This is a genomic window from Streptomyces sp. NPDC001204, from assembly GCF_053598035.1.
In genome coordinates this window covers 166,657-192,114 of sequence record NZ_JBSFJL010000013.1, presented here as the reverse complement: position 1 = coordinate 192,114, position 25,458 = coordinate 166,657, and the positions used below count along the sequence as shown (strand labels likewise).

General features: G+C 72.7%; 24 protein-coding genes. 12 read left to right on the top strand and 12 right to left on the bottom strand.

Annotated features, from left to right (window positions below; all coding sequences use genetic code 11):
• The first annotated feature begins 5 nt into the window (after positions 1–5).
• Positions 6–758: a MerR family transcriptional regulator gene (locus ACWC91_RS20095; RefSeq protein WP_225077743.1), complete on the top strand. Its 753-nt coding sequence runs from the start codon at positions 6–8 to the stop codon at positions 756–758.
• An 8-nt stretch (positions 759–766) separates the two neighbouring features.
• Here the strand turns inward: ACWC91_RS20095 and ACWC91_RS20090 are convergent, their stop codons facing one another.
• From ACWC91_RS20090 to ACWC91_RS20080, 3 genes are all read right to left on the bottom strand, one after another.
• Entirely contained in the window at positions 767–2,962 is a 2,196-nt protein-coding gene (locus tag ACWC91_RS20090) for a 3-hydroxyacyl-CoA dehydrogenase NAD-binding domain-containing protein (protein WP_450640002.1), read from the bottom strand.
• 50 nt (positions 2,963–3,012) lie between these two features.
• A complete protein-coding gene (locus tag ACWC91_RS20085) occupies positions 3,013–4,227 on the bottom strand; it encodes an acetyl-CoA C-acetyltransferase (RefSeq protein WP_141356331.1) in 1,215 nt (404 codons plus the stop codon).
• Positions 4,228–4,315: 88 nt separating this feature from the next.
• Positions 4,316–5,515: a CaiB/BaiF CoA transferase family protein gene (locus ACWC91_RS20080; RefSeq protein ID WP_450640000.1), complete on the bottom strand. Its 1,200-nt coding sequence runs from the start codon at positions 5,513–5,515 to the stop codon at positions 4,316–4,318.
• Between the two features lie 231 nt (positions 5,516–5,746).
• Here ACWC91_RS20080 and ACWC91_RS20075 point away from each other — a divergent pair, with 231 nt between their 5' ends.
• On the top strand, positions 5,747–6,952 hold the full coding sequence (locus ACWC91_RS20075) for a saccharopine dehydrogenase family protein (RefSeq protein ID WP_225077746.1): 1,206 nt from the start codon (positions 5,747–5,749) through the stop codon (positions 6,950–6,952).
• 1 nt (position 6,953) lies between these two features.
• Here ACWC91_RS20075 and mmpA read toward each other — a convergent pair whose 3' ends face one another.
• The 3 genes from mmpA to ACWC91_RS20060 all read right to left on the bottom strand — a co-directional run bounded on the left by mmpA (position 6,954) and on the right by ACWC91_RS20060 (position 8,356).
• The gene (mmpA, locus tag ACWC91_RS20070; protein ID WP_225077747.1) at positions 6,954–7,100 is read right to left on the bottom strand and encodes a morphogenic membrane protein MmpA; all 147 of its coding nucleotides are present in this window, start codon (positions 7,098–7,100) and stop codon (positions 6,954–6,956) included.
• Between the two features lie 136 nt (positions 7,101–7,236).
• Positions 7,237–7,938: an endonuclease V gene (locus ACWC91_RS20065; protein ID WP_225077748.1), complete on the bottom strand. Its 702-nt coding sequence runs from the start codon at positions 7,936–7,938 to the stop codon at positions 7,237–7,239.
• 91 nt (positions 7,939–8,029) lie between these two features.
• Positions 8,030–8,356 (bottom strand): plasmid stabilization protein, encoded by a 327-nt coding sequence (locus ACWC91_RS20060; protein ID WP_225077749.1) that lies wholly within the window; start codon positions 8,354–8,356, stop codon positions 8,030–8,032.
• Between the two features lie 240 nt (positions 8,357–8,596).
• Here ACWC91_RS20060 and ACWC91_RS20055 point away from each other — a divergent pair, with 240 nt between their 5' ends.
• Positions 8,597–9,013 carry a spore wall synthesis regulator SsgD gene (locus ACWC91_RS20055; RefSeq protein WP_225077750.1) on the top strand — a complete coding sequence of 139 codons (417 nt, stop codon included), beginning with the start codon at positions 8,597–8,599 and terminating at the stop codon, positions 9,011–9,013.
• 80 nt (positions 9,014–9,093) lie between these two features.
• Here the strand turns inward: ACWC91_RS20055 and ACWC91_RS20050 are convergent, their stop codons facing one another.
• On the bottom strand, positions 9,094–9,768 hold the full coding sequence (locus tag ACWC91_RS20050; RefSeq protein ID WP_450639999.1) for a GOLPH3/VPS74 family protein: 675 nt from the start codon (positions 9,766–9,768) through the stop codon (positions 9,094–9,096).
• Positions 9,769–10,080: 312 nt separating this feature from the next.
• On the opposite strand from ACWC91_RS20050, the gene ACWC91_RS20045 reads away from it, so the two are divergent.
• The 3 genes from ACWC91_RS20045 (at position 10,081) to ACWC91_RS20035 (ending at position 13,802) form a co-directional block, all read left to right on the top strand.
• Entirely contained in the window at positions 10,081–11,706 is a 1,626-nt protein-coding gene (locus ACWC91_RS20045) for an ABC-F family ATP-binding cassette domain-containing protein (RefSeq protein WP_450639997.1), read from the top strand.
• Positions 11,707–11,811: 105 nt separating this feature from the next.
• Positions 11,812–12,588: a dimethylargininase gene (ddaH, locus tag ACWC91_RS20040; protein WP_225077753.1), complete on the top strand. Its 777-nt coding sequence runs from the start codon at positions 11,812–11,814 to the stop codon at positions 12,586–12,588.
• A gap of 239 nt (positions 12,589–12,827) precedes the next feature.
• Positions 12,828–13,802 carry an acyl-ACP desaturase gene (locus ACWC91_RS20035; RefSeq protein ID WP_225077754.1) on the top strand — a complete coding sequence of 325 codons (975 nt, stop codon included), beginning with the start codon at positions 12,828–12,830 and terminating at the stop codon, positions 13,800–13,802.
• Here the strand turns inward: ACWC91_RS20035 and ACWC91_RS20030 are convergent, their stop codons facing one another.
• Entirely contained in the window at positions 13,803–14,069 is a 267-nt protein-coding gene (locus ACWC91_RS20030; protein ID WP_225077755.1) for a WhiB family transcriptional regulator, read from the bottom strand.
• Between the two features lie 1,318 nt (positions 14,070–15,387).
• On the opposite strand from ACWC91_RS20030, the gene ACWC91_RS20025 reads away from it, so the two are divergent.
• Positions 15,388–16,179, top strand: a complete 792-nt coding sequence (locus ACWC91_RS20025) for a VOC family protein (protein WP_225077756.1) — start codon at positions 15,388–15,390, stop codon at positions 16,177–16,179.
• 24 nt (positions 16,180–16,203) lie between these two features.
• Here the strand turns inward: ACWC91_RS20025 and ACWC91_RS20020 are convergent, their stop codons facing one another.
• Positions 16,204–17,280 carry a LacI family DNA-binding transcriptional regulator gene (locus ACWC91_RS20020; protein ID WP_281155058.1) on the bottom strand — a complete coding sequence of 359 codons (1,077 nt, stop codon included), beginning with the start codon at positions 17,278–17,280 and terminating at the stop codon, positions 16,204–16,206.
• Between the two features lie 133 nt (positions 17,281–17,413).
• Positions 17,414–18,439 (bottom strand): non-homologous end-joining DNA ligase, encoded by a 1,026-nt coding sequence (ligD, locus tag ACWC91_RS20015; RefSeq protein WP_281155057.1) that lies wholly within the window; start codon positions 18,437–18,439, stop codon positions 17,414–17,416.
• 85 nt (positions 18,440–18,524) lie between these two features.
• Between ligD and ACWC91_RS20010 the strand changes: the two genes are divergently transcribed.
• Entirely contained in the window at positions 18,525–19,595 is a 1,071-nt protein-coding gene (locus ACWC91_RS20010; RefSeq protein WP_450639994.1) for an ATP-dependent DNA ligase, read from the top strand.
• A 94-nt stretch (positions 19,596–19,689) separates the two neighbouring features.
• Here the strand turns inward: ACWC91_RS20010 and ACWC91_RS20005 are convergent, their stop codons facing one another.
• The gene (locus tag ACWC91_RS20005; RefSeq protein ID WP_225077760.1) at positions 19,690–20,880 is read right to left on the bottom strand and encodes a zinc-dependent alcohol dehydrogenase; all 1,191 of its coding nucleotides are present in this window, start codon (positions 20,878–20,880) and stop codon (positions 19,690–19,692) included.
• A gap of 261 nt (positions 20,881–21,141) precedes the next feature.
• Here ACWC91_RS20005 and ACWC91_RS20000 point away from each other — a divergent pair, with 261 nt between their 5' ends.
• Entirely contained in the window at positions 21,142–22,089 is a 948-nt protein-coding gene (locus ACWC91_RS20000; protein ID WP_450640022.1) for a DUF3048 domain-containing protein, read from the top strand.
• 36 nt (positions 22,090–22,125) lie between these two features.
• Here the strand turns inward: ACWC91_RS20000 and ACWC91_RS19995 are convergent, their stop codons facing one another.
• Positions 22,126–22,590, bottom strand: coding sequence for a MarR family winged helix-turn-helix transcriptional regulator (locus tag ACWC91_RS19995; RefSeq protein ID WP_225077761.1), 465 nt, complete (start codon positions 22,588–22,590; stop codon positions 22,126–22,128).
• Between the two features lie 242 nt (positions 22,591–22,832).
• On the opposite strand from ACWC91_RS19995, the gene ACWC91_RS19990 reads away from it, so the two are divergent.
• The 3 genes from ACWC91_RS19990 to ACWC91_RS19980 are packed head-to-tail and all read left to right on the top strand — an operon-like array spanning position 22,833 to position 25,458.
• Positions 22,833–23,615, top strand: coding sequence for a CoA transferase subunit A (locus ACWC91_RS19990; protein ID WP_450640021.1), 783 nt, complete (start codon positions 22,833–22,835; stop codon positions 23,613–23,615).
• Entirely contained in the window at positions 23,615–24,259 is a 645-nt protein-coding gene (locus ACWC91_RS19985) for a CoA transferase subunit B (protein ID WP_450639992.1), read from the top strand. The genes ACWC91_RS19990 and ACWC91_RS19985 overlap by 1 nt, the downstream gene beginning before the upstream one ends.
• Positions 24,256–25,458, top strand: coding sequence for a thiolase family protein (locus ACWC91_RS19980; protein WP_450639990.1), 1,203 nt, complete (start codon positions 24,256–24,258; stop codon positions 25,456–25,458). Before ACWC91_RS19985 ends, ACWC91_RS19980 begins: the two co-directional genes overlap by 4 nt.

The following is a 25,458-nucleotide window of genomic DNA, read 5'->3' as shown; positions in this document are numbered from 1 at the left end:
CTGCGATGACGACCGACACCGACGAGCCGACCCTCACGATCGACGAGCTGGCCGCGCGGGCCGGCGTCACGGTGCGCACGGTCCGCTTCTACAGCGGCCGGGGCCTGCTGCCGCCGCCGGTGATCGGTCCGCGCCGGGTGGGCCGCTACGGCCGGGAGCACCTGGCGCGCCTGGCGCTGATCGAGGAGATGCAATTGCGGGGCATGACGCTCGCCGCGATCGAGCGCCATCTGCGCCAGCTGCCGCCGGACCTCACCCCGCACGACCTCGCCATCCACCGCGCGGTGGTCGCGTCCTGGGCGCCGGACACCGTGGAGTCGCTGTCCCGGCCGGAGCTGGAGCGCCGGGCCGGCCGGCCGCTCGGCGAGGAGGACGTCGAGCGGCTGGCCGCGATGAACGTCGTCGAGGCCGACGGCGAGTCCTTCCGCGTCGACTCCGGTCTGCTGCGGCTCGGCGTGGAGCTCCTGGACGTGCCCCTGTCCCAGGAGACGATCCTCGCCGCCCGAACGGTGCTGACCGAGCACGCGCGTACGGCCGCCCACGAGCTGTCGAGGCTGCTGCGTGACGCCGTCGCCGAACGCGACACCCGGGATGTGAAGTCCCTGTCCGCCCATATGCACCCCCTGGTGGTGCAGGCCCTGCTCACCACCTTCCAGCGCTCGCTGAAGGAGGAGCTGCGGGAGTGGCTGGACACGGCCGGGCGGGAGGGCCCCCGGGGAGCGGATCCCCGGGGGCCTCAGAGGCCGCCGTCCGGCTGAGCGGCCCGTCAGCGCGCGTCGGTGAAGGTCTCCCCCTTCTCCGCCTTCGCCACCAGCAGCGCCGGCGGGGTGAACCGCTCGCCGTAGCGCTCGGCGAGTTCCCGCGCGCGTCCCACGAAGCCGGGCAGACCGGCCCCTGCCCCGGCGCCGCCGTCGTAGCCGTTGATGTACTGCAGCACCCCGCCGGTCCAGCCGGGGAAGCCGATGCCGAGCACCGAGCCGATGTTGGCGTCGGCGACGGAGGTCAGGACGCCCTCCTCCAGGAGCCTGACCGTGTCGAGCGCCTCGGCGAAGAGCATGCGCTCCTGCATGTCCCGGAACGGGATCTCGTACCCCGGTGTCGTGAAGTGCTCACGCAGCCCCGGCCACAGTCCGGCGCGAGCGCCGTCCTCGCCGTAGTCGTAGAAGCCGGCGCCGCCGCTGCGGCCCGTGCGGCCGAACTCGTCGACCATGCGGTCGACGATCGCGTCCGCGGGGTGCGGGGTCCAGGTGCCGCCCGCCTCCTCCACCGCCCGCCGCGACTCGGCCCGGATCTTCCGTGGCAGGGTGAGGGTCAGCTCGTCCATCAGGGACAGCACCTTGGCCGGGTAGCCCGCCTGGGCCGCCGCCTGTTCCACCGACGCGGGCTCGATGCCCTCGCCGACCATCGCCACGCCCTCGTTGATGAACTGGCCGATGACCCGGGAGGTGAAGAAGCCGCGCGAGTCGTTGACGACGATCGGGGTCTTGTTGATCTGCCGGACCAGGTCGAAGGCGCGGGCCAGTGCCTCGTCGCCGGTGCGCTCGCCCTTGATGATCTCGACCAGGGGCATCTTGTCCACGGGTGAGAAGAAGTGCAGCCCGATGAAGTCGGCCTGGCGCTCCACGCCTTCGGCGAGCAGGGTGATCGGCAGGGTGGAGGTGTTGGAGCACAGCAGCGCGTCCGGCGCGACGACCTGCTCGATCTCCTGGAACACCTTGTGCTTGAGCGCCGGGTCCTCGAAGACGGCCTCGATGACCGCGTCGCAGCCCGCGAGGTCGGCGACCTCCGCGGTCGGCGTGATGCGGGCGAGCACCGCGTCCGCCTTCTCCTGGCTGGTACGGCCCTTGGCGACGGCCTTGGCGCACAGCTTCTCCGAGTAGCCCTTGCCCTTGGCGGCGGCCTCCGGGGACACGTCCTTCAGGACGACCTCGATGCCCGCGCGGGCGCACGCGTAGGCGATGCCCGCGCCCATCATCCCGGCGCCGAGGACGGCCACCTTGCGGACCTGACGGGGTTCGACGCCCTGAGGCCGGCTGGCGCCGGAGTTGACGGTCTGGAGGTCGAAGAAGAACGCCTGGATCATGTTCTTCGAGGTCTGCCCCGCGGCCAGTTCGACGAAGTAGCGGGCCTCGATGACCTGGGCGGTCTCGAAGTCGACCTGGGAGCCCTCGACGGCGGCGGCCAGGATGTTGCGCGGGGCCGGGTAGGGGGCGCCGTTCGTCTGCTTGCGCAGGCTGGCCGGGAAGGCGGGCAGGTTCGCGGCGAACTTCGGGTTCGCCGGGGTGCCGCCCGGGATGCGGTGGCCGGGCTTGTCCCAGGGCTGGCAGGACTCGGGGTTGGCGTCGATGAAAGCGCGGGCCTTGGCCAGCAGCTCCTCCTGGGAGGTGGCCACTTCGTCGACGAGCCCGTTCTCCTGGGCACGCCGCGCGTTGTACTGGGTGCCCTGGAGCAGCACCTTGAGCAGGGCGTCGGTGATGCCCAGCAGCCGTACGGTGCGGACCACCCCGCCGCCGCCGGGGAGCAGGCCGAGGGTCACCTCGGGGCAGCCGATCTTCGTACCGGGGGTGTCGAGCGCGATCCGGTGGTGGCAGGCCAGGGCGATCTCGTAACCGCCGCCCAGGGCCGCGCCGTTGATCGCGGCGACGACGGGCTTGCCCAGGGTCTCGATACGGCGCAGGTTCCGCTTGAGCGCGAGGCCGCCGTCGAACAGCTCCTGGGCGGTGTCCGGGGTGACCCGGATCAGGTCGCGCAGGTCGCCGCCCGCGAAGAAGGTCTTCTTCGCGGAGGTGAGGATGACGCCGCGGACGGACTCCCGCTCCGTCTCCAGCCGGTCGGCGACGGCGGCGAGGGAGTCGCGGAACGCCTGGTTCATCGTGTTCGCGGACTGGTTGGGGTCGTCGAGGACGAGGGTGACGACGCCGGTGTCGTCCTGCTCCCAGCGGATGGTGGTGCTCTCGGTCATGTCGGGGTCTCCGTTGAAGTCTGGGTTCTGAGGGCGCCGCTGGGGGCGGGTCAGACGCGCTCGACGATCGTGGCGATGCCCATGCCGCCGCCGACGCAGAGGGTCGCGAGGCCGTAGCGCTTGTCCTGGCGCTCCAGTTCGTCGACGAGGGTGCCGAGAATCATCGCGCCGGTGGCGCCGAGCGGGTGGCCCAGCGCGATGGCGCCGCCGTTCACGTTGACCTTGTCCAGGGACAGGCCCATGTCCTTCACGAAGCGCAGCACGACCGCCGCGAACGCCTCGTTGATCTCGACGAGGTCGATGTCGTCGATGGTCAGGCCGGCCCTGGCGAGCGCCTTGCGGGTGGCGGGAGCGGGTCCGGTGAGCATGATGGTGGGCTCGGAGCCGGAGACGGCGGCGGAGACGATCCGCGCGCGGGGGGTGAGTCCGTACCGCTCGCCGACCTCGCGGGAGCCGATGGCGACGAGCGAGGCGCCGTCGACGATGCCGGAGGAGTTGCCCGCGTGGTGGACGTGGTCGATCTTCTCCACCCAGTGGTACTTCTGCAGGGCGACGGCGTCGAAGCCGCCCAGCTCGCCGATGTCCGCGAAGGACGGCTTGAGCGCCGCCAGCGAGTCGGCGGTGGTGCCGGGGCGCGGATGCTCGTCGTGGTCGAGGACGACGAGTCCGTTGCGGTCCCTGACCGGGACGACGGAGCGATCGAAGCGGCCCTCCTTCCAGGCGGTGACCGCGCGCTCCTGGGACAGGGCCGCGTACTCGTCGACGTCCCGCCGGGAGAAGCCCTCGATGGTGGCGATCAGGTCGGCGCCGATGCCCTGCGGTACGAAGTTGACGGCGAGGTTGGTCATCGGGTCGTTGAACCAGGCGCCGCCGTCGGAGGCCATCGGCACCCGGGACATCGACTCGACACCGCCCGCGAGGACCAGGTCCTCCCAGCCGGATCGCACCTTGGCGGCGGCCAGGTTGACGGCTTCCAGGCCGGAGGCGCAGAAGCGGTTCTCCTGCACACCGGCCACCGTGTCCGGCAGTCCCGCGGCGATGGCGGCGATCCGGGCGATGTCGGAGCCCTGGTCCCCGATCGGGCCGACGACGCCGAGCACGATGTCGTCGACGGCGGCCGGGTCGAGTCCGGGGAAGCGGTCGCGGATCTCGTGGATGAGGCCGACGACCAGGTCGATGGGCTTCGTGCCGTGCAGGGCGCCGTTGGCCTTGCCGCGCCCGCGCGGGGTGCGGATCGCGTCGTACACGTACGCTTCGGTGCTCACTGACAAGCCTTTCGACGAGGGTGGTGTCCTGGGGGCGGTGGGGAGGACCCGGGGCGGGTCGGGGAAGCGTGTCGCGGTCGTGGGTCCGTCAGGAGCCGTCCTCCCCGTCAGCTGCCGTCCCGGCCGTCCTGGCCATTCCGTCCTTCCCGTCCTTCCCGTCCTCCAGGAGTGCGGGCAGGTCCCAGTCGCGGGCCACGGCCGCCGCGCCGTCGCCGGGCCGGGCGGGGCCGGTGCGGACGGCGGTGGGGGTGGCGGAGAAGCGGGGCGCGGGTGTGGGCTGGGTGAGGCCGGAGTGCTCCGTGAAGGTGCCGCGGGCGGCGAGGTGCGGGTGGTGCGGGGCCTCGCGCAGCGACAGCACGGGGGCCACGCAGGCGTCGGAGCCCTCGAAGACCGCGGTCCACTCCTGCTGGGTGCGGGACTTGAAGCGGGCGGCGACCGCCTCGCGCAGTTCCCCCCAGCGGGTGTGGTCGGTACGGACCCCGGCGTGCTCCGCCAGGCCGAGCAGTCCGCTGAACTCGTCGTAGAACCGCTGCTCCAGGGCGCCGACCGCCATGTACCGGCCGTCCGCGGTCTCGTAGGTGCCGTAGTACGGGCAGCCGCCGTCCAGGAGGTTGACCCCGCGGCGGTCCTGCCAGACGCCTGCGGCGAGCATGCCGTGGATCATCGCGGAGAGGTGGGCGGTGCCGTCGACGATCGCGGCGTCCACGACCTGTCCGGCGCCGGTCGCGCGCGCGTGGTGCAGGGCGGCGAGGACGCCGACCACGAGATAGAGGGAGCCGCCGGCGTAGTCGCCGAGGAGGTTGGCGGGAACGGCCGGGGGTGCGTCCGGTTCGCCGATCATGCCGAGGGTGCCGGTCACGGCGACGTAGGCGATGTCGTGTCCCGCGCGCGGGGCGAGCGGTCCGTCCTGGCCCCATCCGGTCATCCGGCCGTAGACCAGCCGCGGGTTGCGGGCGTGGCAGGCCCCCGGGCCGACGCCGAGGCGCTCGGCGACGCCGGGGCGGTAGCCCTCGATGAGAATGTCGGCGCGGGCGGCGAGGTCGAGGACGCGGCCGGGGCCACCCGGGGACTTCAGGTCGACGACCACCGAGCGCTTGTTGCGGTTGGTGATGTCGTGGGCGGGGTCGACGCCGAGTCCGGTGCCGCCGGGGCGGTCCACCCGGACGACGTCGGCGCCCAGGTCGGCCAGCAGCATCGCGGCGAACGGGCCGGGGCCGATGCCGGCCAGCTCGACCACGCGCACACCGGTCAGCGGGCCGTGCGGCCCCGCCGCCTCTGCCGTTGCCATCCGGTCCCCTCACTGTGACACAACCGATGTAACACCGATGATGCTAAGAACGTGTTCCAGCGGACACAAGCCCTCGGCGAGCAAGCGCTTAGCCGAGGCGTACCCGGTGGCCTCGTGGCCGTATCCCGTACCGTCGCCCCTTCACCGCCGGGCCCTCGCCGCCGGACCGCGCACTCCTCACGCTAGCCTCGGCCACGGACAGCGGCGCGGGCTGCGAGAGCGAGGGGTGTCATGAGCAGGCTGAGGAACTCCGACCGTCCCTACGACATCGTCCTCTTCGGAGCCACCGGCTTCGTGGGGGCGCTCACCGCCGAGTACCTCGCCGCGCACGCCCCCGAGGGGCTGCGCTGGGCCATCGCCGGACGCAGCGAGGAGCGGCTCCGGGAACTGCGTGAGCGACTGCCCTCGGGTGCGTCCGTCGGAGTGCTGCGCGCGGACGCGGCCGACCCGGACTCCCTGCGCGACCTCGCCCGTCAGGCGCGCGTGCTGGCCACGACCGTGGGCCCGTACGCGGCCGTGGGCGAGGAACTCGTCGCCGCCTGCGCCGACAGCGGCACGGACTACCTGGACCTGTGCGGCGAGCCCGAGTTCGTGGACCTGGTGTACGTCCGGCACGACGCACGCGCGCGCGAGACCGGGGCGCGCCTGGTGCACGCCTGCGGCTTCGACTCCGTCCCGCCCGACCTGGGCGTGTACTTCACCGTCCGGCAGCTGCCGGAGGGCGTACCGCTGACCGTGGACGGATTCGTCCGGGCGGACGCCGCCTTCTCGGGTGGGACCCTCGCGTCGGCGCTCAGCCAGTTCGCCCGTCCCCTGCGGATCCGGGCCGCCGCGCGGGACCGGGCGCGGCACGAACCGCGGTTGCTGGGGCGGCGGGCGGTCACACCGACGGGCGCGCCGCGGTTCGCCGGGGAGGTGGGTGCCTGGGCGGTGCCGCTGCCGACCATCGACCCGCAGATCGTGCGGCGCTCCGCGCGCGTGCTGGAACGTTACGGCCCGGACTTCCGCTACCGCCACTACGCGGCCGTGCGGCACCTGCCGGTCGCCGTGGGCGGTGCCGCCGCCCTCGGCGCGGTCATGGCCGCCGCCCAACTGCCGCCCGCCCGGCGCTGGTTGTCCGGACGGCTGCAGCCCGGTGAGGGGCCGAGCGCGGAGAAGCGGGCCAGGAGCTGGTTCTCGGTGCGGTTCGTGGGCGAGGGCGGCGGACGGCGGGTGTTCACCGAGGTGGCGGGCGGCGACCCGGGGTACGGCGAGACGGCGAAGATGTTCGCCGAGTCGGCGCTCGCTCTGGCGCTCGACGACCTCCCGCGGACGTCGGGCCAGGTCACCACCGCGGTGGCCATGGGCGACGCCCTCATCGACCGCCTGCGCCGGGCGGGCATCACCTTCCGGATCGCGACGAGCCGCCAGGGCTTGACCGGACCACGGCGACGCTGAGCTACAGCGACCAGTCGGCCACGGTCCAGATCATCCCGGCTATCCAGCCGAGCCCGGCCAGTACGGCGAGGATCAGAGTGGCGTTCACGGCACGCTCGACGGGGCGGGCCGGGTCGGCGAGGGGCTTGTGGGAACGGTGCGTCGTCATGCGCCCCAAGCCTGCCCATGGGCCCCGGTGGCCACATCCGTACGGATACTCAGACGGCGTACTCAGAACCGGGCCCCGGAGCAGTGCCCGGGAGCCGGAGCAGTGCCCGGAAGCCGTACACGCGCCCCGTGACCCGCTAGGCCCCGTCCGCCGTCGCCTTCCGGAGGGCGCGGCGGCACAGGGCGTCGGCGCGGCGGGTCGTCTCCGGGAGGCGGTAGTCCGGGGTGAGGGCGAGAGTGTGCGCGCAGGCGTTGTCCAGGCTCACCCGGTGGCCGACGGAGACGAAGACCGGCTTGACGCCGTCCCGGGTACGCAGGGCCCGGCCGACCTCGTCGGCGCCGGCGAGCAGCGGGGAGGCACTGCCGCGCGGGGTGTCCGGATCCTCGTGGGTGAAGGTGAACGGGTTCTTGGCGACGCCGATCGTCGGCAGCCCGGTCAGCACACCGAGGTGGCTCGCCAGTCCGAAGCGCCGGGGATGGGCCAGGCCGTAGCCGTCGCAGACGACCAGGCCGGGCGGGCAGGGCAGGGTGTCCAGCGCGGCGAGCACGGTGGGGATCTCACGGAAGGCCAGCAGCCCCGGCACGTAGGGGAAGGAGATCCGCCCGACGGCGGTGGTGCCGGCGACGACGCGCAAGGTGGCCGCGTCCAGGACGACGGCCGCCGCCGCGACGAGGTCCCGCTCGTCGTCGTAGGCCACGTCGACTCCCGTGACGTGGCCCGTACCGGGCGGCGGGCCCGGCTCGTCGCGCACCACCCGTTCACGCAACTCGTCCTGGACGGCGCGGGCCTGCTCCTCGGTGGCGGGCCAGCCCGCGGGAATGGGTACGGTCGTCGTCATGATGGGCCGAGCGTACGGCCATCGGGTACGACACGGCGGGGCGGGCCCGCGTTCCTGACCGGAGGCGGACCCGCCCGGCCGGGCGCCGGGGTCAGCCTCTGCCCAGGGCCTGCCGAAGCTGCTGCTTGTTCATGTCCGAGCGGCCGTGGATGTTGCGCCGCTTGGCCTCCTCGTAGAGCTGGTCGTAGGTGGGCCCCTCGGAGCCCCGGCCCGAACGCTGCCCGCCCCGTCTGCCGGAGGACATGTCCTGGGTGGAGATGCGGCCGGCGGTCTTCGACTCGCCGCTGCGGGCACGCTCCTTGTTCACCGTGCGCGCGGCGATCTCCCTGGCGCGTTCGGTGCTCTCCCCCCGGTCCTGCGCGCTCTGCTTGATGTGCTCGTACTGGCGCTCGCGCTTGGAACTGGAACCGCGTGGCATGCCGTTCACTTCCTCTCTGTGCAAGGAACGGATACCGGCAATTCTGGATCGGTTCGCCATATCGGGCGATCTCCAGTCCTCCAGTCGAGCGACGCGACAGCCGTGTCACGCCCGTGAAGGAACGCGGTGACGGAGGTCACTCGCTCCTCGTGTGCACGGATCGGCGGCTTCCGTCGTCTCTTCCAGTGCCCGGCCTCATCCGCCCGGAGGTTCGTCCAGCCGTCACAAGGGAGCAAGGCCATGTCCACCGACATCGAGCAGTTCGTGGAGGCGCGCCTGGTCTCCGCCACGCCACGGATGCCCAGCATTCCCGCCACGCTGCACTACGACCGGCGGGACCCGTTCGCCGTCCGTATGACCTTCCCGGCCCCGGCCACCCTCGAAGGCGTGGACGTCTGCTGGCTCTTCGCCCGTGACCTGCTGGCGGCCGGTCTGCGGGAGCCCGAGGGCGACGGCGACGTACGGGTGCGGCCGTACGGGTTCGACCGCACCGTGCTGGAGTTCCACGCCCCCGAGGGCACGGCGGTGGTGCACGTCCACAGCGGTGAGATACGGCGCTTCCTGGAGGCCACGAGTGAGCTGGTGCCGCTCGGCCTGGAACACCTCCAGTTCGACCTGGACCACGATCTGGCGGAGCTGATGCGGGACGCCTGCTGACGGCCCCCTCCCGGTCCCGGGTTACCGCCGCCGGGGACGGGCGCCCGGAGACGACGGCCCCGGGGCCCGGACGGCCCCGGTCAGCCGCTCGCCGCGGCGGCGGAGGCCGCGGTGGTCGCCATGACCACCGCCGCGCTCACCTCGCGCATCACCCTGCGCAGCGCGGGGGCCGCGGCTCCGCCGCGCTCGGTCAGCTCCTCGATGCGCTGCCGGTGGCGCCTGCGGTCCTTCGCGGGCACCAGGGTGCGCAGTTCGGCGGCGGCCGCGAGGGCGACGACGGCCGCGTCGCCCTCGGAGACCTCCGCGGCCGGCAGCGGGCCCTCCAGCGCCCGGCGTGCCTCCTCCCGCAGCGCGTCCACGACGGCGACGCGCTCCAGGGCGTAGTCCACGGACGGGAGGACACCGAGGACCCGGCGCCGCTCGGCGCGCAGGAACCCTTCGGCGGTCAGCTGCTCCCGCACGGCGTCGAGGGTGGTCCGGGCGTGCAGTGTCACCCAGGCCTTCCAGCGGCGGGGCCGGGACTCCCGGACGAGTTCGAGCAGCCCGTCGAGCACCGGGTCCCCGGTGTCGGCGTCCAGGCCGGCGGGTACGGCGACACCGTCGTCGTCGACGAGCAGCCCGCGCTGGGCCAGCTCGGTCAGGGCGCCGGCCCGGACCAGGAGGTGCAGTTGGGCGGTGCCGGTGATCTTCAGCCGCTCGGTGTCCCAGGCCAGCAGGTAGAGCCGGGCGGGCAGCGAGAGCGAACCGTCGGGCACGAGGGCCTCCTTCCGGGGGGCTCGGGCCCACCCGATATTTCGTTGACAGGTGTTCCGGCCCCTCCTACCGTTTGCAGCGGTCCTGTTGCCGTCGATTGGAGAAGGACGTTGCTCGTCTGAGGTCCTGAGGCACCGCGTCGCACCGGTCAGGTGTGTGCGTGGCGCGCGACCTCGGCGTCCGAGCCGTCCCGAAGGAAATCCGGCCCAGGGCTCTTCTCATGCCCCGTGGCCTCCGTTCCACACGGTGACCTCGCCCTGCGGTGTCTCACACGCGTCTGCCCCTGACCGCACCCAGCAATCGCGAGGCGCCTCATGTCCTCATCCATCACCTGTACCTCCCTCTCCTTCGCCTGGCCCGACGGCAGCCCCGTCTTCACCGGCCTCGACATCACCTTCGGACCCGGCAGGACCGGGCTGGTCGGCGTCAACGGCTCTGGAAAGTCCACCCTGTTGAAGCTGATCGCCGGCGAGCTCGGACCGGCCGACGGTGCCGTCCGCGTCGCCGGCGAGGTGGGACACCTTCCGCAGAACGTCACGCTCGACACCGCGCTGCGGGTCGACGAGGCACTCGGCATCGCCGCGCAGCGGGCCGCCCTGCACGCCATCGAGGCCGGTGACGTCTCCGAGGAGCACTTCGAGACGGTCGGCGACGACTGGGACGTGGAGGAGCGCGCCCTGGCGACCCTCGGCGAGCTCGGGCTCGGCCGCATCGACCTGGACCGCACCATCGGCGAGGTCTCGGGCGGCGAGTCGGTGCTGCTGCGGCTGGCCGCGCTGCTGCTGCGCCGGCCGGACGTGCTGCTGCTGGACGAGCCGACCAACAACCTCGACCTGTACGCTCGCCGCCGGCTGTACGCGGCCGTCGAGTCCTGGCCGGGCGTGCTGGTCGTGGTCAGCCACGACCGCGAACTCCTGGAGCTGGTCGACCAGATCGCCGACCTCGGCTCCGGCCGGGTCACCTGGTACGGCGGGAACTTCTCGGCGTACGAGGAGGCCCTCGCCCTGGAGCAGGAGGCCGCCGAGCGCATGGTGCGCGTCGCCGAGGCCGACCTGCGCAAGCAGCAGCGGGAACTGGCCGACGCCCAGGTCAAGCTGGCCCGGCGCAAGCGGTACGGCCAGAAGATGTGGGACCAGAAGCGCGAGCCGAAGATCGTCATGGGTGCCCGCAAGCGCGCGGCGCAGGAGTCGGCGGGCAAGCACCGCATCATGCACGAGGAACGGCTCGCCGAGGCCAGGGAACGGCTCGACGAGGCGGCGGAGGCGGTGCGGGACGACGACGAGATCCGCGTCGACCTGCCGTACACGGCCGTACCGCCGGGCCGTACCGTGCTCACCCTGCGGGATCTGGAACCGGCGTACGGCGCGCGCGTGGACGGAGGTCTCGACCTGCGCGGTCCCGAGCGGGTCGCGCTGATCGGGCGCAACGGGGCGGGCAAGACGACGCTCCTGCGCACCGTCGCCGGTGAGCTGCCGCCACTGTCGGGCGAGGTGACCGCGCATGTGCCGGCGCGGTTCCTGCCGCAGCGGCTGGACATCCTCGACGGCGAGCTGAGCGTGGCCGAGAACGTGGCCCGTCTCGCGCCGGGCGCCACCAACAACCGGATCCGGGCCCGGCTGGCCCGCTTCCTGTTCCGGGGCGCCCGCGCCGACCAGCTCTCGGCGACGCTGTCCGGCGGCGAACGCTTCCGGGCCGCGCTGGCCGCGCTGCTGCTGGCGGAGCCCGCGCCGCAGTTGCTGATGCTCGACGAGCCGACCAACAACCTGGACATGGCGAGCGTGCGCCGGCTGACGACGGCCCTGGAGTCCTACGAGGGTGCCCTGATCGTGGCCAGCCACGACCTGCCGTTCCTGGAGTCCCTCGGCATCACCCGCTGGCTCCTGCTGGAGGAAGGGGAACTGCGGGAAACCACCCGGGAATCCGTCGTGGGTCCCGCGTAGGGCCCGGCGGGCTTTTGCCGGGGCGGACGCCTGTCGCATGATGGCGGCCCGGTGCGGTCACGGCCGCGCCGGGAAACGCCCACGCGTAGACACGAAAGGCGCCTCGTGCCCAGCAAGAAGGCCCTCGTCCGCCACCCCGGTCCGCGGCTCGCCGAAGGGCTGGTGACCCATGTCGAGCGGGAGGAGGTCGACGTCGAACTGGCGGTGCGGCAGTGGGAGACGTACGTCGAGGCGCTGCACGGCCACGGCTGGGAGACGGTCGAGGTCGAACCGGCCGACGACTGCCCCGACGCGGTGTTCGTGGAGGACACCGTCGTCGTCTACCGGAACGTCGCCCTGATCACCCGTCCGGGCGCCCCGTCCCGGCGTGGCGAGACCGCCGGGGTGGAGCAGGCCGTGGCCCGTCTGGGCTGCTCGGTGAACTGGGTCTGGGAGCCGGGCACGCTGGACGGCGGGGACGTGCTGAAGGTCGGCGACACGGTCTACGTCGGCCGTGGCGGGCGCACCAACGCGGTCGGCGTGCAGCAGTTGCGGGCCGTGTTCGAGCCGCTCGGGGCGCGGGTCGTGACCGTACCGGTGAGCAAGGTGCTGCATCTGAAGTCGGCGGTGACGGCGCTGCCCGACGGGACGGTCATCGGGCACATCCCGAAGGTGGACACGCCGTCGCTGTACCCGCGTTTCCTGCCGGTGCCGGAGGAGTCCGGCAGCCATGTGGTGCTGCTCGGCGGCGGCAGGCTGCTGATGGCGGCGAGCGCGCCGAAGACGGCGGAACTGCTGGGCGACCTCGGCTTCGAGCCGGTCGTGGTGGACATCGGCGAGTTCGAGAAGCTCGAAGGCTGTGTGACGTGCCTCTCGGTGCGGCTGCGGGAGTTGTACGCCTGACGAGGCGGGCGGCGTCTCTTCCAGCGCCTGGACCTGCGATCCTGGGACGCCTCTGGGCGTCCGTCAACTCCTTTGCGGCACCCTTCTGATCAGCCACCTTTACGACGAACTTAACCTACGGATTCGTAACCTACGGATTCGTAGCCTACGATCCCGTAGGTTCCCGTGCACCGCTCGCCGGGCTCGTTCCGTTCAGCCCTGCCCGCCTCCGCTTCCCCGCGCGTCCCCCTGGAGTTTCCGTGACCCTCACCTCCCCTCACCTCGGCAGCCCGTCCACGTGGACCGACGCGCGGCTGCTGTACGCGCTGGAGGAAGTGGTCGAGAAGGAGCTGAACCGGCATCTGACGGTCGCCAAGGACTGGATGCCGCACGAGTACGTGCCCTGGAGCGACGGCCGCAACTTCCCCGGTTTCTTCGAGGACGGCGAGGCCTGGGACAAGGAGCAGTCCAAGGTCACGGATGTCGGCCGGATCGCCCTGGTGGTCAACCTGCTGACCGAGGACAACCTCCCCAGCTACCACCACGAGATCGCCACCCTGTTCGGCCGGGACGGTGCCTGGGGCACGTGGGTGCACCGCTGGACGGCCGAGGAGGGCCGGCACGGCATCGTGATGCGCGACTACCTCCTCGCCTCGCGCGCGGTCGACCCGGACAAGCTGGAGCAGTTCCGGATGGCGCACATGAGCGAGGGCTTCGAGTCCGACAACCGGCACTCGATGCTGCACTCGGTCGCGTACGTCGCCTTCCAGGAGCTCGCCACCCGTATCTCGCACCGCAACACCGGGCACCAGTCCGGCGATCCGGTCTGCGACCGCATGCTGACGCGCATCGCGACGGACGAGAACCTGCACATGGTCTTCTACCGCAACCTGCTCAAGGCCGCCTTCGAGATCGCGCCCGACCTGACCATGCAGGCGGTGCGGGACGTGGTGGTCAACTTCCGCATGCCCGGCCACGGCATCCCCGGCTTCGAGCGGGCGGCGGCGCAGATGGCCATCGGCGGGGTCTACAACCTGCGCATCCACCACGACGACGTGCTCCAGCCGGTGCTCCGCTTCCTGAAGGTCCTGGAGATCGACGGCCTCGGCCCCGAGGGCCTGCAGGCGCAGGAGGAGCTGGGCCTGTTCATGGGCGGGCTGAACGACGAGGCGACGAAGTTCGACGAGCGGCTCGCCGCGCGGCGGGCGCGGATGGCGGCGCGGGCCGGCGCCTGATCAGCCGTTCGCGCACGGGGCGGACCGCCCGGTCCGCCCGAGGACCTGCCGTTCCTTCTCGGACAGGCCGCCCCAGACGCCGAAGCGTTCGTCGTTCGCGAGGGCGTACTCCAGGCAGGCCGAGCGCATCTCGCACATCCCGCAGATGCGCTTCGCCTCACGCACCGAGCTGCCCGGCTCGGGAAAGAAGAAGTCGGCCCCGGTCTGCGCGCACAGGGCCCGGTCCTGCCAGGCGATGCCGGCCGGGGTGGTCGTCTCGAAGTGCATGAACGGGATCGTGCCGGTCGGCGCGAAACATTCGATCAACACCGACTCAACGCGCCCCCCACGGCCACTCGCCGCCCCGATCATGGCCTCACGACCACCCGCACCGCACGGCGGCGCGCGGATCGCCGCGAAAACACGAGACGACTCCACGCGTGACGGAGACGACGCCCCCCGGGCCAACCACCGCTGCCGGGCTACGACCGCGGCGGACCGACCAGCGCGGCCAGGTGACCGCCGTCAGCGGGGTGACGGCAGCGGCCGAGTGAACGCCGCCAACGGGGCCGACCACCGAGGCCGGGCGACCGCCGTCAGCAGCACGACCGCAGCGGGCGGGTGAGCGCCGTCAGCAGCACGACCGCAGTCGGTGGGTGAACGTCTCGGCGGAAGGCGACCGCCGCTGCCGGGCGACCACCGCCAGTGGGGCCACCGCCAGTGGGGCCACCGCCGTGGCCCGGGTGAACGCCGCCACCGGGCCGACCACCTCGACCAAGTGACCGCCGCCAGCGGCGCGACCGCCCCGGGCGGTCGACCAGCATGACCAGGACGACGGTCACACACCGGATCGACAGCCACACCCCCTGCGCGACCGCCGCACCCGCGACCACCTCTGTCGGCCGGGGCAACCGCCCCGAGGGCGAGCGGTGGCTGCACCCCAGTCCGGCCGTCGTCGCCGCGCGACGACCACACCCCAGGCCGGCCACCCTCGCCGTGCGGCGACCACAAGCCGGACGGCAGCTCCGAGCTGCGCTCCCCCAGCGCGTAGTGGCCGTTGCAGTTGCTGCCTGGCCGAGTCGGCAACGGCCGTCAGCCGAGCGACCGGCCACCGGCCGCTGCCGGGAGACAACCCCAACCAGTGGCCGTGAGGCGCAACCCCGAACAGCATGAGGCGACCGGGGCGCTACCAGAAGCCGGCACGACGGCCGCCACCAGGCGCACCGGCGACCGGCTGTCGACCGGGGCAACCGTCGCGAGCCGAGCGGTGACCTCGATGAGCACGGTCGCCGTGTCGTGTGGCGGTTCCGAGGGGCGTCCGTCGGGGCCGGGGCGCTACCAGGAGCCGGGGCGACGGTCGCGGCGTAAGCCCGTGGCCACCGCTGTCGACCCGGCGCAGCAGCTCCAAGCCGACGCGGCAGCCCCGTCCCAGGGGCGGCGGCCACAAGCCTCAGTCCGGGTCACTCGCCGTAAGGCGGCCCGAGCCCGAGTCGCAGCCTCGGCCCCGGCGCCGCCGCCGGGGGCGTCGTGTTGCGGCGGCGGTTGTCGGTGGGCGGTGACAGACTCGGCAGTGCAGACAACCGGGCACCTTCGAAGGAGGGCATGGATGCTCACCACCCGTTTCGTCAACGGCGCTCCGAACTGGATCGACGTCGGCACCCCCGACATCGAGGGCGCCGGCTCCTTCTACGGCGCTCTCTTCGGCTGGCGGTTCCAGTCGGCCGGGCCGCAGGCCGGTGGCTACGGCTTCTTCCAGCTCGGCGGCAGGACGGTGGCCGGCGGGATGCAGACCACGCCGGAGCAGGGGCCGCCCTCCTGGACCGTGTACTTCCAGAGCGCCGACGCGGCGGCGACCGCCAAGGCCGCCGAGGAGGCGCACGGCACCGTGCTGGTCCAGCCCATGGACGTGATGGGCGAGGGGCACATGGCGGTCCTCGCCGACAAGGCGGGCGTGCCGTTCGGCCTCTGGCAGCCGGGGCGGATCAAGGGCGTGGACATGGCCGGCGAGGCGGGCTCGCTGTGCTGGGTCGAGCTGTACACGGCGGACATCGCCGCGGCGGCGGCGTTCTACAACAAGGTGCTGGGTCTGGAGACCTCCGCGGTGCCCTTCCCCGGCGGCACCTACACGTGCGTGAACCCCGCCGAGGGCGGCGAGGACGCCATGTTCGGCGGCATCGTGGCTCTCGCCGACGACCCGACCGAGGCGAAGACGGGCGCGTACTGGCTGCCGTACTTCGAGGTCCCGGACACGGACGCGACGGTGGCCAGGGCCGAGGAGCTGGGCGGCACGGTCCGGGTGCCCGCCACCGACGTGACGGGCGTCGGCCGTATCGCCAGGCTCGCCGACCCTTACGGCGCCCGCTTCGCGGTGATCAGGAGCACCCCGCCGCAGACGTGAGCCACCCCCGCGGCCCGGCGGGACTCACGCGGACGCGCGCCGTACGAGTGTCGTCGGCAGTATGACGCTGCGCGGCGCGCCGCCCACCCCGGCCTCGGCGCCCTGTCCGTCGAGGCCGCGCAGCAGGAGGCGGGCCATCAGCCGGCCCATCTCCTCGATGTCCTGACGCACGGTCGTCAGCGGCGGCTCGGTCTGCTCGGCCACGGGCAGCATGTCGTCGAAGCCGACCACGGCGACGTCGTCGGGGACCCGCAGCCCGCGCTCGCGCAGCACGCGCAGGGCACCGGAGGCGGTGAGGTCGTTGGCGGCGAACACCGCGTCGAGGTCGGGGCAGCGGTCGAGGAGTTCGCGCATGGCGCGCTCGCCGCCGGCCGGGGTGAAGTCGCTCTCCACGATCAGCCGGGGGTCGGCGTCGACCATCACGTCCCGGAATCCGTCGAGCCGGTCCACCGCCGAGGTCTGGTCGAGGGCGCCGGTGATGTGCCCGATCCTGGTCCGGCCCAGGCCGACCAGGTGCCGTACGGCCTCCCGCGCCCCGCCCCGGTTGTCGCTGTCGACGTAGACGACCGCGGGGTTCCCGGCCGTCCGCGCGGAGTCCGCTGCGCCGGGGCCGGTGTCGTCGCTCCAGCCGGGCCGCCCGCCGAACACGGTCGGCACCCCGGCGCGCCGGATCAGCCCCGGCAGCGGGTCGTCGAGGTGCAGCGAGAACACGAGGGCGCCGTCGACGTGACCGCCGGCGAGGTAGCGCCCGACCCTGGCGTGGTCGTCGCGCCCCTCCGTCAGCAGCAGGACGAGCTGCGAGTCGTGGGCCGTCAGCTCCTTGCTGATGCCCCGCAGTTGCAGCGCGAAGAAGGGGTCGGCGAAGACCCTGGTCTCCGGTTCGGCGACGACCACGGCGACGGCGTCGTGGCGCTTGGTCACCAGGCTGCGGGCGGCCTGGTTCGGCACGTACCCGAGTTCCTCCACGGCCCGCCGCACGCGCTCGGCCAGCGGCTCCCTCACCCCGTCGCCGCCGTTCACCACCCGGGACACGGTGGCCCGCGACACCCCCGCCCGCGCGGCCACGGCCTCCAACGTGGGACGCGACGCTGTCTCGGTCACTTCTGCGCTCCTCACCGGCGGTTGCGGATCAGGATAACCGCGCCCGGGCCCCGCCGTGAGAGCGCTCTCGACCCGAAGCCCGCCTCCCACCAGGAGCGTCCGCGCACTCAGCCGGCGCACTCAGCCCGTGCACTCAGCCGGCGGCCGGGCCCTCCTTCTTCGCCCGGCTCGGCTGGACGCGCTTCGGCTCGCCCGGCATCTTCGGGTACTCGGGCGGGTAGGGCAGATCGCCGAGGCCGTGGTCGCGTTCGTCCTGGGCGGCCAGTTCCAGCAGTGCCTCCAGGGAGAAGGCGTGGTCGTCCATGTCGGCGTGCACGTCGCCGACTTCGGCGAACCGGGACGGCATGGTGGCCACGTCGAAGTCCTGGGGCCGGGCGGCGCCGACCTCCTCCCAGCGCAGGGGCGCCGAGACGGGGGCGTGGGAGCGGGGGCGCACGGAGTAGGCGGAGGCGATGGTGCGGTCGCGGGCCGTCTGATTGTAGTCCAGGAAGATACGGGCGCCGCGCTCCTCCTTCCACCACTTGATCGTCACGTGCTCGGGCATCCGGCGTTCCATCTCCCGGCCCACGGCGATCGCGGCACGCCGTACCTGGGTGAAGGTCCAGCGCGGCTGGATCGGCACGAACACGTGCAGCCCGCGGCCGCCGGAGGTCTTGGGCCAGCCGCGCAGGCCCCCGAACTCCTCCAGCACGGACCGCAGTTCGTGGGCGGCGCGCACGGCGTCGGCGAAGTCGGTGCCGGGCTGGGGGTCGAGGTCGATGCGCAGTTCGTCGGGGTGGTCGACGTCGTCCCGGCGCACCGGCCAGGGGTGGAAGGTCAGCGTGCCGTACTGGGCGGCCCACACCACGGCCGCCTCCTCGGTCGGGCACATCTCGTCGGCGCTGCGGCCGCTGGGGAAGGTGATGTGGGCGGTGGGGATCCACGCGGGCATGCCCTTGGGCGCCCGCTTCTGGAAGAACCACTCGCCGGTGATGCCGTCCGGATAGCGCTCCAGGGTGGTGGGCCGGTCGCGCAGGGCGCGCAGGATGCCGGGGGCGACGGCCTGGTAGTACCGGGCGATGTCCAGCTTGGTGAACCCCCGCTCGGGAAAGAACACCTTGTCCGGGCTGGACAGCCGTACGGTCCGCCCGCCCACCTCCAGCTCCACCGCATCGCCCATGCGAGCCACGGTAGGGGCAGCGCGCGGACCTCGCACACCGGGCGGGTTCCGCGCGGGCGCGCGGAATCGAGCGCAGAATCTAGGCATGGACCTGCCGGTGATGCCCCCCGTGAAGCCGATGCTCGCCAAGTCGGTGGCGAGGATCCCGCCGGGCATGCAGTACGAGGCGAAGTGGGACGGGTTCCGGGCGATCGTGTTCCGCGACGGCCCCGAGGTCGAACTCGGCAGCCGCACGGGAAAGCCGCTGACCAGGTACTTTCCCGAACTGGTGGAGGCGCTCAAGGAGCGGCTGCCCGAGCGGTGCGTGCTGGACGGGGAGATCGTGATCGCGCGGGAGGGCCGGCTGGACTTCGACGCGCTGACCGAGCGGATCCACCCGGCCGACTCCCGGGTGCGGATGCTGGCCGAGCGGACCCCGTCCTCCTTCGTGGCCTTCGACCTGCTCGCCCTGGACGGCGAGTCCCTGCTGGACGTGCCGCTGTCCGACCGGCGCGCGCTGCTGGTCCGGGCGCTGGCGGGGGTCACCGCCCCGGTGCACGTGGCACCCGCCACGACCGACATCGAGGTGGCCCGGCGCTGGTTCGAGCAGTACGAGGGGGCAGGCCTGGACGGTGTCGTCGCCAAGCCGCCGGGGCTGCGCTATCTCCAGGACGAGCGGGCCATGTTCAAGGTCAAGCACGAGCGCACGGCGGACGTGGTGGTCGCCGGGTACCGCCACCACAAGAGCGGCCCCGTCGTCGGCTCGCTGCTGCTCGGCCTGTACGACGACCGGGGCACCCTGCAACACGTCGGCGTGTCCGCCGCGTTCCCGATGAAGCGGCGCGCCGAGCTGATCGAGGAGCTGGAGCCGCAGCGGATGGACGACGTCGCCGGGCACCCGTGGGCGGCCTGGTCGGACGAGACGGCCCACGAGGCGGCCCGGCTGCCCGGCGCGCCCAGTCGCTGGTCGGGGAAGAAGGACCTGTCCTGGGTGCCGCTGCGGCCGGAGCGGGTGGCCGAGGTGGCCTACGACCACATGGAGAACGGGGCGCGGTTCCGGCACACGGCCCGCTTCCGCCGCTGGCGCCCGGACCGCGCGCCGGAGAGCTGCACCTACGCCCAGTTGGAGGAGCCGGTCCGCTACGACCTGGCGGAGGTCTTCGGCTCCCGCCCCTGAGCCCGCCGGTCCCGAGCCCCTGCGCGGCGGTCCGGGCGCGGTGGTCCGGGCGCGGGCCGCCCGCGCTCCCGGCCGCACGACGACCTTGGCGGACTCACGGCCGCATGACGACCTTGACGGCCCCATCCTGCTTGCGCTGGAACATCTCGTACGCGTGCGGGGCGTCCGACAGCGGCAGCCGGTGCGTGGCGAAGTCGTCGACGCCGAGCGGGTCCTCGTCCGTCAGGTAGGGCATGATCTCGTCGGTCCAGCGGCGGACGTTGGCCTGGCCCATGCGCATCTGGATCTGCTTGTCGAAGAGCGTGATCATCGGCATGGGGTCGGCCGTGCCGCCGTAGACGCCGCTCAGGGAGAGCGTGCCGCCGCGGCGCACCAGTTCGATGGCGGCGTGCAGGGCGGCGAGCCGGTCCACGCTGAAGCGTTCCGCGAGCGGTCCGCTCAGCGCGTGCGGCAGCACCGTCGCGGCCTGCTGGACGAGACGGGCGGCCGCGCTGCCGTGCGCCTCGGTGCCGACCGCGTCGATCACGGCGTCGGGCCCGCGTCCCTGTGTCTCGTCGCGGATCGCCGCGACCAGTTCCTTCTCGTGGTCGAAGCCGCGCAGGTCGTACGTCTCCACGCCCCGCCGGCGCGCCCGGACCAGCCGTTCCGGGACCAGGTCCACGCCGAACACCCGCTCGGCGCCGCGCGCCTTGGCGATCCGGCACGCCATGTCGCCGATGGGGCCGAGACCGAGTACGGCCACGCTCCCGCCGCGCGGAACGTCGGCGTAGGCGACCGCCTGCCAGGCGGTCGGCAGCACGTCCGAGAGGTAGAGGAACCGGTCGTCGGGCGGGCCCTCGGGGAGCTTGATCGGTCCGAACTGGGCCTGCGGGACGCGCAGGTACTCGGCCTGGGCGCCCGGCACGGCGCCGTACAGGCGGGTGTAGCCGAACAGGGCGGCGCCCATGCCCTCGCTGGTGACCTGGGTGGTCTCGCACTGGGTCGTCAGGCCCGCGGAGCACATGAAGCAGTGGCCGCAGGAGATCTGGAACGGCACGACCACCCGGTCGCCGGGCTTCAGGTTCGGCACCCCGGCGCCGACCTCCTCCACGATGCCCATGGGCTCGTGGCCGAGGATGTCGCCCGGTGTCATGAACGGCGTGAGCACCTCGTAGAGGTGCAGATCGGAGCCGCACAGGCCGGTCGAGGTGATCCGGATGACGGCGTCCGTCGGCTCCTGGATCTTCGGGTCGGGGACCTCGTCCACCCGAACGTCGCGCTTGCCCTGCCACGTCACTGCCTTCATCGCGGCGCGCTCCCTCCGTCGTTCCGCCTCTCCTGTGCTGCGCTCGGGTACCCGGGGCCCGCCCCGCCGAACCGCCGGCCGGCTCATTCGGCCGATCGGCGGCCTGGTCCCGCTCGATCAGAACCGGGCGGGTATGGCCACCGATGAGCGGATAAACACACAGTCAGAAGACAGAGGCGCGGAGACGGGGGCTGAACGGTGGACTTGGGACGAAGCGTGCGCGTGCGGTACGCCGCCTCGGCGGTGGCGCTGCTGGCCGCCATGACGACGGTCACCCTGGCGGCGGGCTGCACGGCGCGGCACGGCACCGTCGAGGACGGGCAGGACGGAAAGGGAGGGACCCCCAGGCCGGTGCGGGAGCTGCCGCAGACCCCGGCACCGAGTCCGGAGCACGCGGGCCCCGTCCTCGCCGTCAAGATCGACAACGTGGGAGCGGCCCGCCCCCAGACCGGTCTGGACGCCGCCGACATCGTGTACGCGGAACAGGTCGAGGGCGGGCTGAGCCGGCTGATGGCGGTCTACGCCACCCGGCTGCCCCCGGTCGTCGGGCCGGTGCGCAGCGCACGCGAGGCCGACCTCGAACTGCTGCGCCAGTTCGACCGTCCCACGCTCGCCTTCTCCGGTGCCCAGAAGAAGCTGCTGCCGCTGATCGACGCCGCCCCGCTGTCCCCCGGAACACCCGACAACAAGCCCGCCGCGTACTTCCGGGGCACCGCCAAGCCGGCCCCGCACAACCTCTACCTGCGTCCCGGCAAGCTCCTCGGCTCGGCCCCGGGGGCGGACGCGCTGACCACCGGCTTCCACTACGGCCCGGCACCCGCGGGCGGCCGCGCCGAGACCTCGCGCACCGTCCGCTACCCGGCGGCCCGCTTCACCTTCACCTGGTCCGCTGGGCGGCACGGCTGGACGGTGGCGATGGACGGCCGCCGGACCGTCACGACCGACGGGCAGCAGGTGGCGCCCGCGACGGTCGTGGTGCAGCACGTGAAGGTACGCAAGTCCGATCTTCACGACGTGCTCGGCAACTACACCCCGTACACCGAGACCGTCGGTTCGGGGAAGGCGGAGGTGCTGCGCGACGGGCGGGTGTACGACGCCACCTGGAAGCGCCCGAGCGCGGCCGGCGGCACGCGGTTCACGGCCGCCGACGGCACGGACGTGAACTTCGCCCGGGGCCAGGTCTGGGTGGTCTTCACCCCGGCCCGGTGACCTGGCGGCGGTGAACGGCGACGGCGGGGGACGCGATCAGGACTGCGCGGCGAGGGGTTGCGCCGGATGGCGCAGCCCCTCGGCCGCGTCCGCGACCCGCCGGATGAGGTCGAAGAAGAGGGCCTGCTCGTCGGCGCTGAGCGGCCCCAGGAAGACCTGGTTCATCCGGGCCGTGCGCACGGTGAGCTTGCGGTGAGTGCGCTCCCCCTCCCCGGTCAGCCGCAGCAGGAAGCGGCGGCCGTCCTGCGGGTCACGCACCTTGTCGAGCAGCCCGCGGCGGCCGAGGCGGCTGATCACCTCGGCGATGGTGGACCGGTCGAGCCCCACCCGCTCCCCCACCGTGCGCTGGTCGAGCCCCGGCTCGGCGACGAGTACGTTCAGGACCGCGAACTGCGGCGAAGTGATCTCCTCGGAGACCATCGTGTTCCACAGCAGGTAGTGCGCCTGCTGCAACCGCCGGGCCAGATGCCCGGGGTGGGTCGAGAGGTCCACGGCGCCCATGTGCGCTCCTCGCGTCGGTCCGTCGTGCCGTCCATGGCGTTCTGTAGGTGCACTGAACGATACCGTCGACGAGCCACCCGTCCACCACGGATTCTCCGACACCTCGACCATCCTGCTCATCCTGGTCAGAACGGTATTGACTGCGCACGCCCCAAGTGGCAGCGTGAGAGGACCCAACAAAATAGTCAGTGCCCTGACTATCTGCGGTTGCTGGATGCTCGGCAGAGATGAGGCTTGATTCGATGGACAAGGTGGTCGCCACAGCCGTGGAGGCGGTGGCCGGCGTATCGGACGGCGCGTCGCTCGCGGTGGGCGGTTTCGGGCTGAGCGGTGTGCCGACCGTGCTCATCCAGGCGCTGTACGAGCGCGGGGTGGGCGGACTGTCGGTGGTGTCGAACAACTGCGGTGCGATGGAGTCGGGTCTGGCGGTCCTGCTGGCGGCGGGACGGATCGCGCGGGTGACGGGCTCCTACATCGGTGCCAACAAGGAGTTCGCGCGGCAGTATCTGGCCGGTGAGCTGGAGGTGGAGATGATCCCGCAGGGCACGCTGGCCGAGCGGCTGCGGGCCGGCGGGGCCGGGATCCCCGCCTTCTACACCCCGGCCGGGGTCGGCACCCAGGTGGCGGAGGGAGGTCTGCCGTGGCGGTACGACGGCGAGGGCGGCGTGGCCCTGGCGTCGCCGCCGAAGGAGGTCCGCGAGTTCGACGGCACCCAGTACGTGCTGGAACGCGGGATCCGTACCGACTTCGCGCTGGTGCGTGCGGCGAAGGGCGACCGGCACGGGAACCTCGTGTTCAACAAGTCCTCCCGGAACTTCAACCCGCTGGCCGCCATGGCGGGCCGGGTGACCGTCGCGGAGGTCGAGGAACTCGTCGAGCCGGGTGAGCTCGATCCGGACGCGGTGCACCTGCCGGGCATCTTCGTCCAGCGCGTGGTGGCGCTGACCGAGGAGCAGGCGGCGGACAAGAAGATCGAACAGCGCACGATTTCGGCGCCTTCGGCCCGAGGAACGGTGAGCAGCTGATGGCCTGGAGCCGTGAGGAGATGGCCGCCCGTGCCGCGCGGGAACTGCGGGACGGCCAGTACGTCAACCTGGGCATCGGTCTGCCCACGCTGATCCCGAACTACCTGCCCGACGGCGTCGAGGTGATCCTGGAGTCGGAGAACGGCATCCTGGGCACCGGCCCCTACCCCACCGAGGACCAGGTCGACCCCGACCTGATCAACGCGGGCAAGGAGACTGTCACGGTCCTGCCCGGCGCCTCCTTCTTCGACTCGGCGCTGTCGTTCTCGATGATCCGCGGCGGGCACATAGACGTCGCCGTGCTGGGCGCCATGCAGGTCTCCGCCGGCGGCGACCTGGCCAACTGGGCCATCCCGGGCAAGATGATCACCGGGATCGGCGGGGCGATGGACCTCGTCCACGGCGCCCGCACGGTCATCGTGGTGATGACCCACACCGCCAAGGACGGCTCCCCGAAGATCCTCGAACAGTGCGCGCTGCCCCTGACCGGCAAGGCGTGCGTCAACCGGATCATCACCGACCTCGCCGTCCTGGACGTCACCGACGACGGACTCGTCCTGGTCGAGACCGCCCCCGGCGTCGACGTCGACGAGGTCGTCGCCCGGACCGACGCCGAGCTGACCGTCGCAAAGGACCTCCTGTGAAGACCGTCTACCTCGTCGACGCGGTACGCACCCCGATCGGCCGCTACAACGGCGCCCTGGCGAGCGTCCGCCCGGACGACCTCGCCGCCCACGCGATCCGTGAACTCATGGCTCGCACCCCCGGCCTGGACCCGGTCCGGATCGACGACGTCTACTTCGGCAACGCCAACGGCGCGGGCGAGGAGAACCGCAACGTCGCCCGCATGGCCGGCCTGCTGGCCGGGCTGCCGACCTCCGTGCCCGGCGTGACCGTCAACCGGCTGTGCGCCTCCGGCCTGGAGGCGGTGATCCAGGCCGCCCGCGCCATCGCGCTGGGCGACGCCTCCGTCGCCGTGGCCGGCGGTGTGGAGTCCATGACCCGCGCCCCCTACGTGCTTCCCAAGCCGGACCGGGCGTTCCCGGCCGGACACGCCGAGACGTACTCGACCACCCTGGGCTGGCGCATGGTCAACCCCAGGATGGAACCGCAGTGGACGGTCCCACTCGGCGAGTCGGCCGAACTCATCGCCGAGAAACACAAGATCAGCCGAGAGCAGCAGGACGAGTTCGCGCTCGCCTCCCACCAGAAGGCGGCCAGGGCGCAGGCCGAGGGCCTGTTCGACCCCGAACTGGCCCCCGTGCCGGTCCCCCGCCGCAAGGGCGACCCGGTCGTCCTCGCCGCCGACGAATCCGTACGCCCGGACACGTCCCTGGCGGCGATGGCCAAGCTCAAGCCGTCGTTCCGCACCGAGAACGGCACGGTGACCGCGGGCAACGCCTCCCCGCTGAACGACGGCGCCGCCGCCCTGCTGCTCACCGACGAGGACGGTCTGAAGGCCACCGGCCGTGAACCCCTGGCCCGGATCTCCGCCAGCGGCGTGAGCGCCACCGACCCGCACTACTTCGGACTCGCCCCCGTCGAAGCCGTCCACCGCGCGCTGGCCAGGGCCGGCCGGACCTTCGCCGACCTCGACACCCTCGAACTCAACGAGGCGTTCGCGGCCCAGGTACTCGGATGCGTCGCGGAGTGGCCCGAGTTCGACCCCGACATCCTCAACCCCCAGGGCGGCGCCCTCGCCCTCGGTCACCCGCTCGGCGCCTCCGGCGCCCGTCTCGCCGGCACCGTCGCCCACCAACTCGCCCGCAAGGGCGCGGGAGTCGGCGTCGCCACCCTCTGCATCGGCGTCGGCCAGGGCCTCGCCCTCGTCCTCGAACGCTAG

Excerpts from the sequence above, each read along its gene's own strand:
- ACWC91_RS20095 (WP_225077743.1), top strand. The coding sequence starts at position 6 with ATGACGACCGACACCGACGAGCCGACCCTCACGATCGACGAGCTGGCC.
- ACWC91_RS20090 (WP_450640002.1), bottom strand. The coding sequence starts at position 2,962 with ATGACCGAGAGCACCACCATCCGCTGGGAGCAGGACGACACCGGCGTC.
- ACWC91_RS20080 (WP_450640000.1), bottom strand. The coding sequence starts at position 5,515 with ATGGCAACGGCAGAGGCGGCGGGGCCGCACGGCCCGCTGACCGGTGTG.
- ACWC91_RS20075 (WP_225077746.1), top strand. The coding sequence starts at position 5,747 with ATGAGCAGGCTGAGGAACTCCGACCGTCCCTACGACATCGTCCTCTTC.
- mmpA (WP_225077747.1), bottom strand. The coding sequence starts at position 7,100 with ATGACGACGCACCGTTCCCACAAGCCCCTCGCCGACCCGGCCCGCCCC.
- ACWC91_RS20065 (WP_225077748.1), bottom strand. The coding sequence starts at position 7,938 with ATGACGACGACCGTACCCATTCCCGCGGGCTGGCCCGCCACCGAGGAG.
- ACWC91_RS20060 (WP_225077749.1), bottom strand. The coding sequence starts at position 8,356 with ATGCCACGCGGTTCCAGTTCCAAGCGCGAGCGCCAGTACGAGCACATC.
- ACWC91_RS20055 (WP_225077750.1), top strand. The coding sequence starts at position 8,597 with ATGTCCACCGACATCGAGCAGTTCGTGGAGGCGCGCCTGGTCTCCGCC.
- ACWC91_RS20045 (WP_450639997.1), top strand. The coding sequence starts at position 10,081 with ATGTCCTCATCCATCACCTGTACCTCCCTCTCCTTCGCCTGGCCCGAC.
- ACWC91_RS20030 (WP_225077755.1), bottom strand. The coding sequence starts at position 14,069 with ATGCACTTCGAGACGACCACCCCGGCCGGCATCGCCTGGCAGGACCGG.
- ACWC91_RS20025 (WP_225077756.1), top strand. The coding sequence starts at position 15,388 with ATGCTCACCACCCGTTTCGTCAACGGCGCTCCGAACTGGATCGACGTC.
- ligD (WP_281155057.1), bottom strand. The coding sequence starts at position 18,439 with ATGGGCGATGCGGTGGAGCTGGAGGTGGGCGGGCGGACCGTACGGCTG.
- ACWC91_RS20010 (WP_450639994.1), top strand. The coding sequence starts at position 18,525 with ATGGACCTGCCGGTGATGCCCCCCGTGAAGCCGATGCTCGCCAAGTCG.
- ACWC91_RS20005 (WP_225077760.1), bottom strand. The coding sequence starts at position 20,880 with ATGAAGGCAGTGACGTGGCAGGGCAAGCGCGACGTTCGGGTGGACGAG.
- ACWC91_RS20000 (WP_450640022.1), top strand. The coding sequence starts at position 21,142 with ATGACGACGGTCACCCTGGCGGCGGGCTGCACGGCGCGGCACGGCACC.
- ACWC91_RS19995 (WP_225077761.1), bottom strand. The coding sequence starts at position 22,590 with ATGGGCGCCGTGGACCTCTCGACCCACCCCGGGCATCTGGCCCGGCGG.
- ACWC91_RS19990 (WP_450640021.1), top strand. The coding sequence starts at position 22,833 with ATGGACAAGGTGGTCGCCACAGCCGTGGAGGCGGTGGCCGGCGTATCG.
- ACWC91_RS19985 (WP_450639992.1), top strand. The coding sequence starts at position 23,615 with ATGGCCTGGAGCCGTGAGGAGATGGCCGCCCGTGCCGCGCGGGAACTG.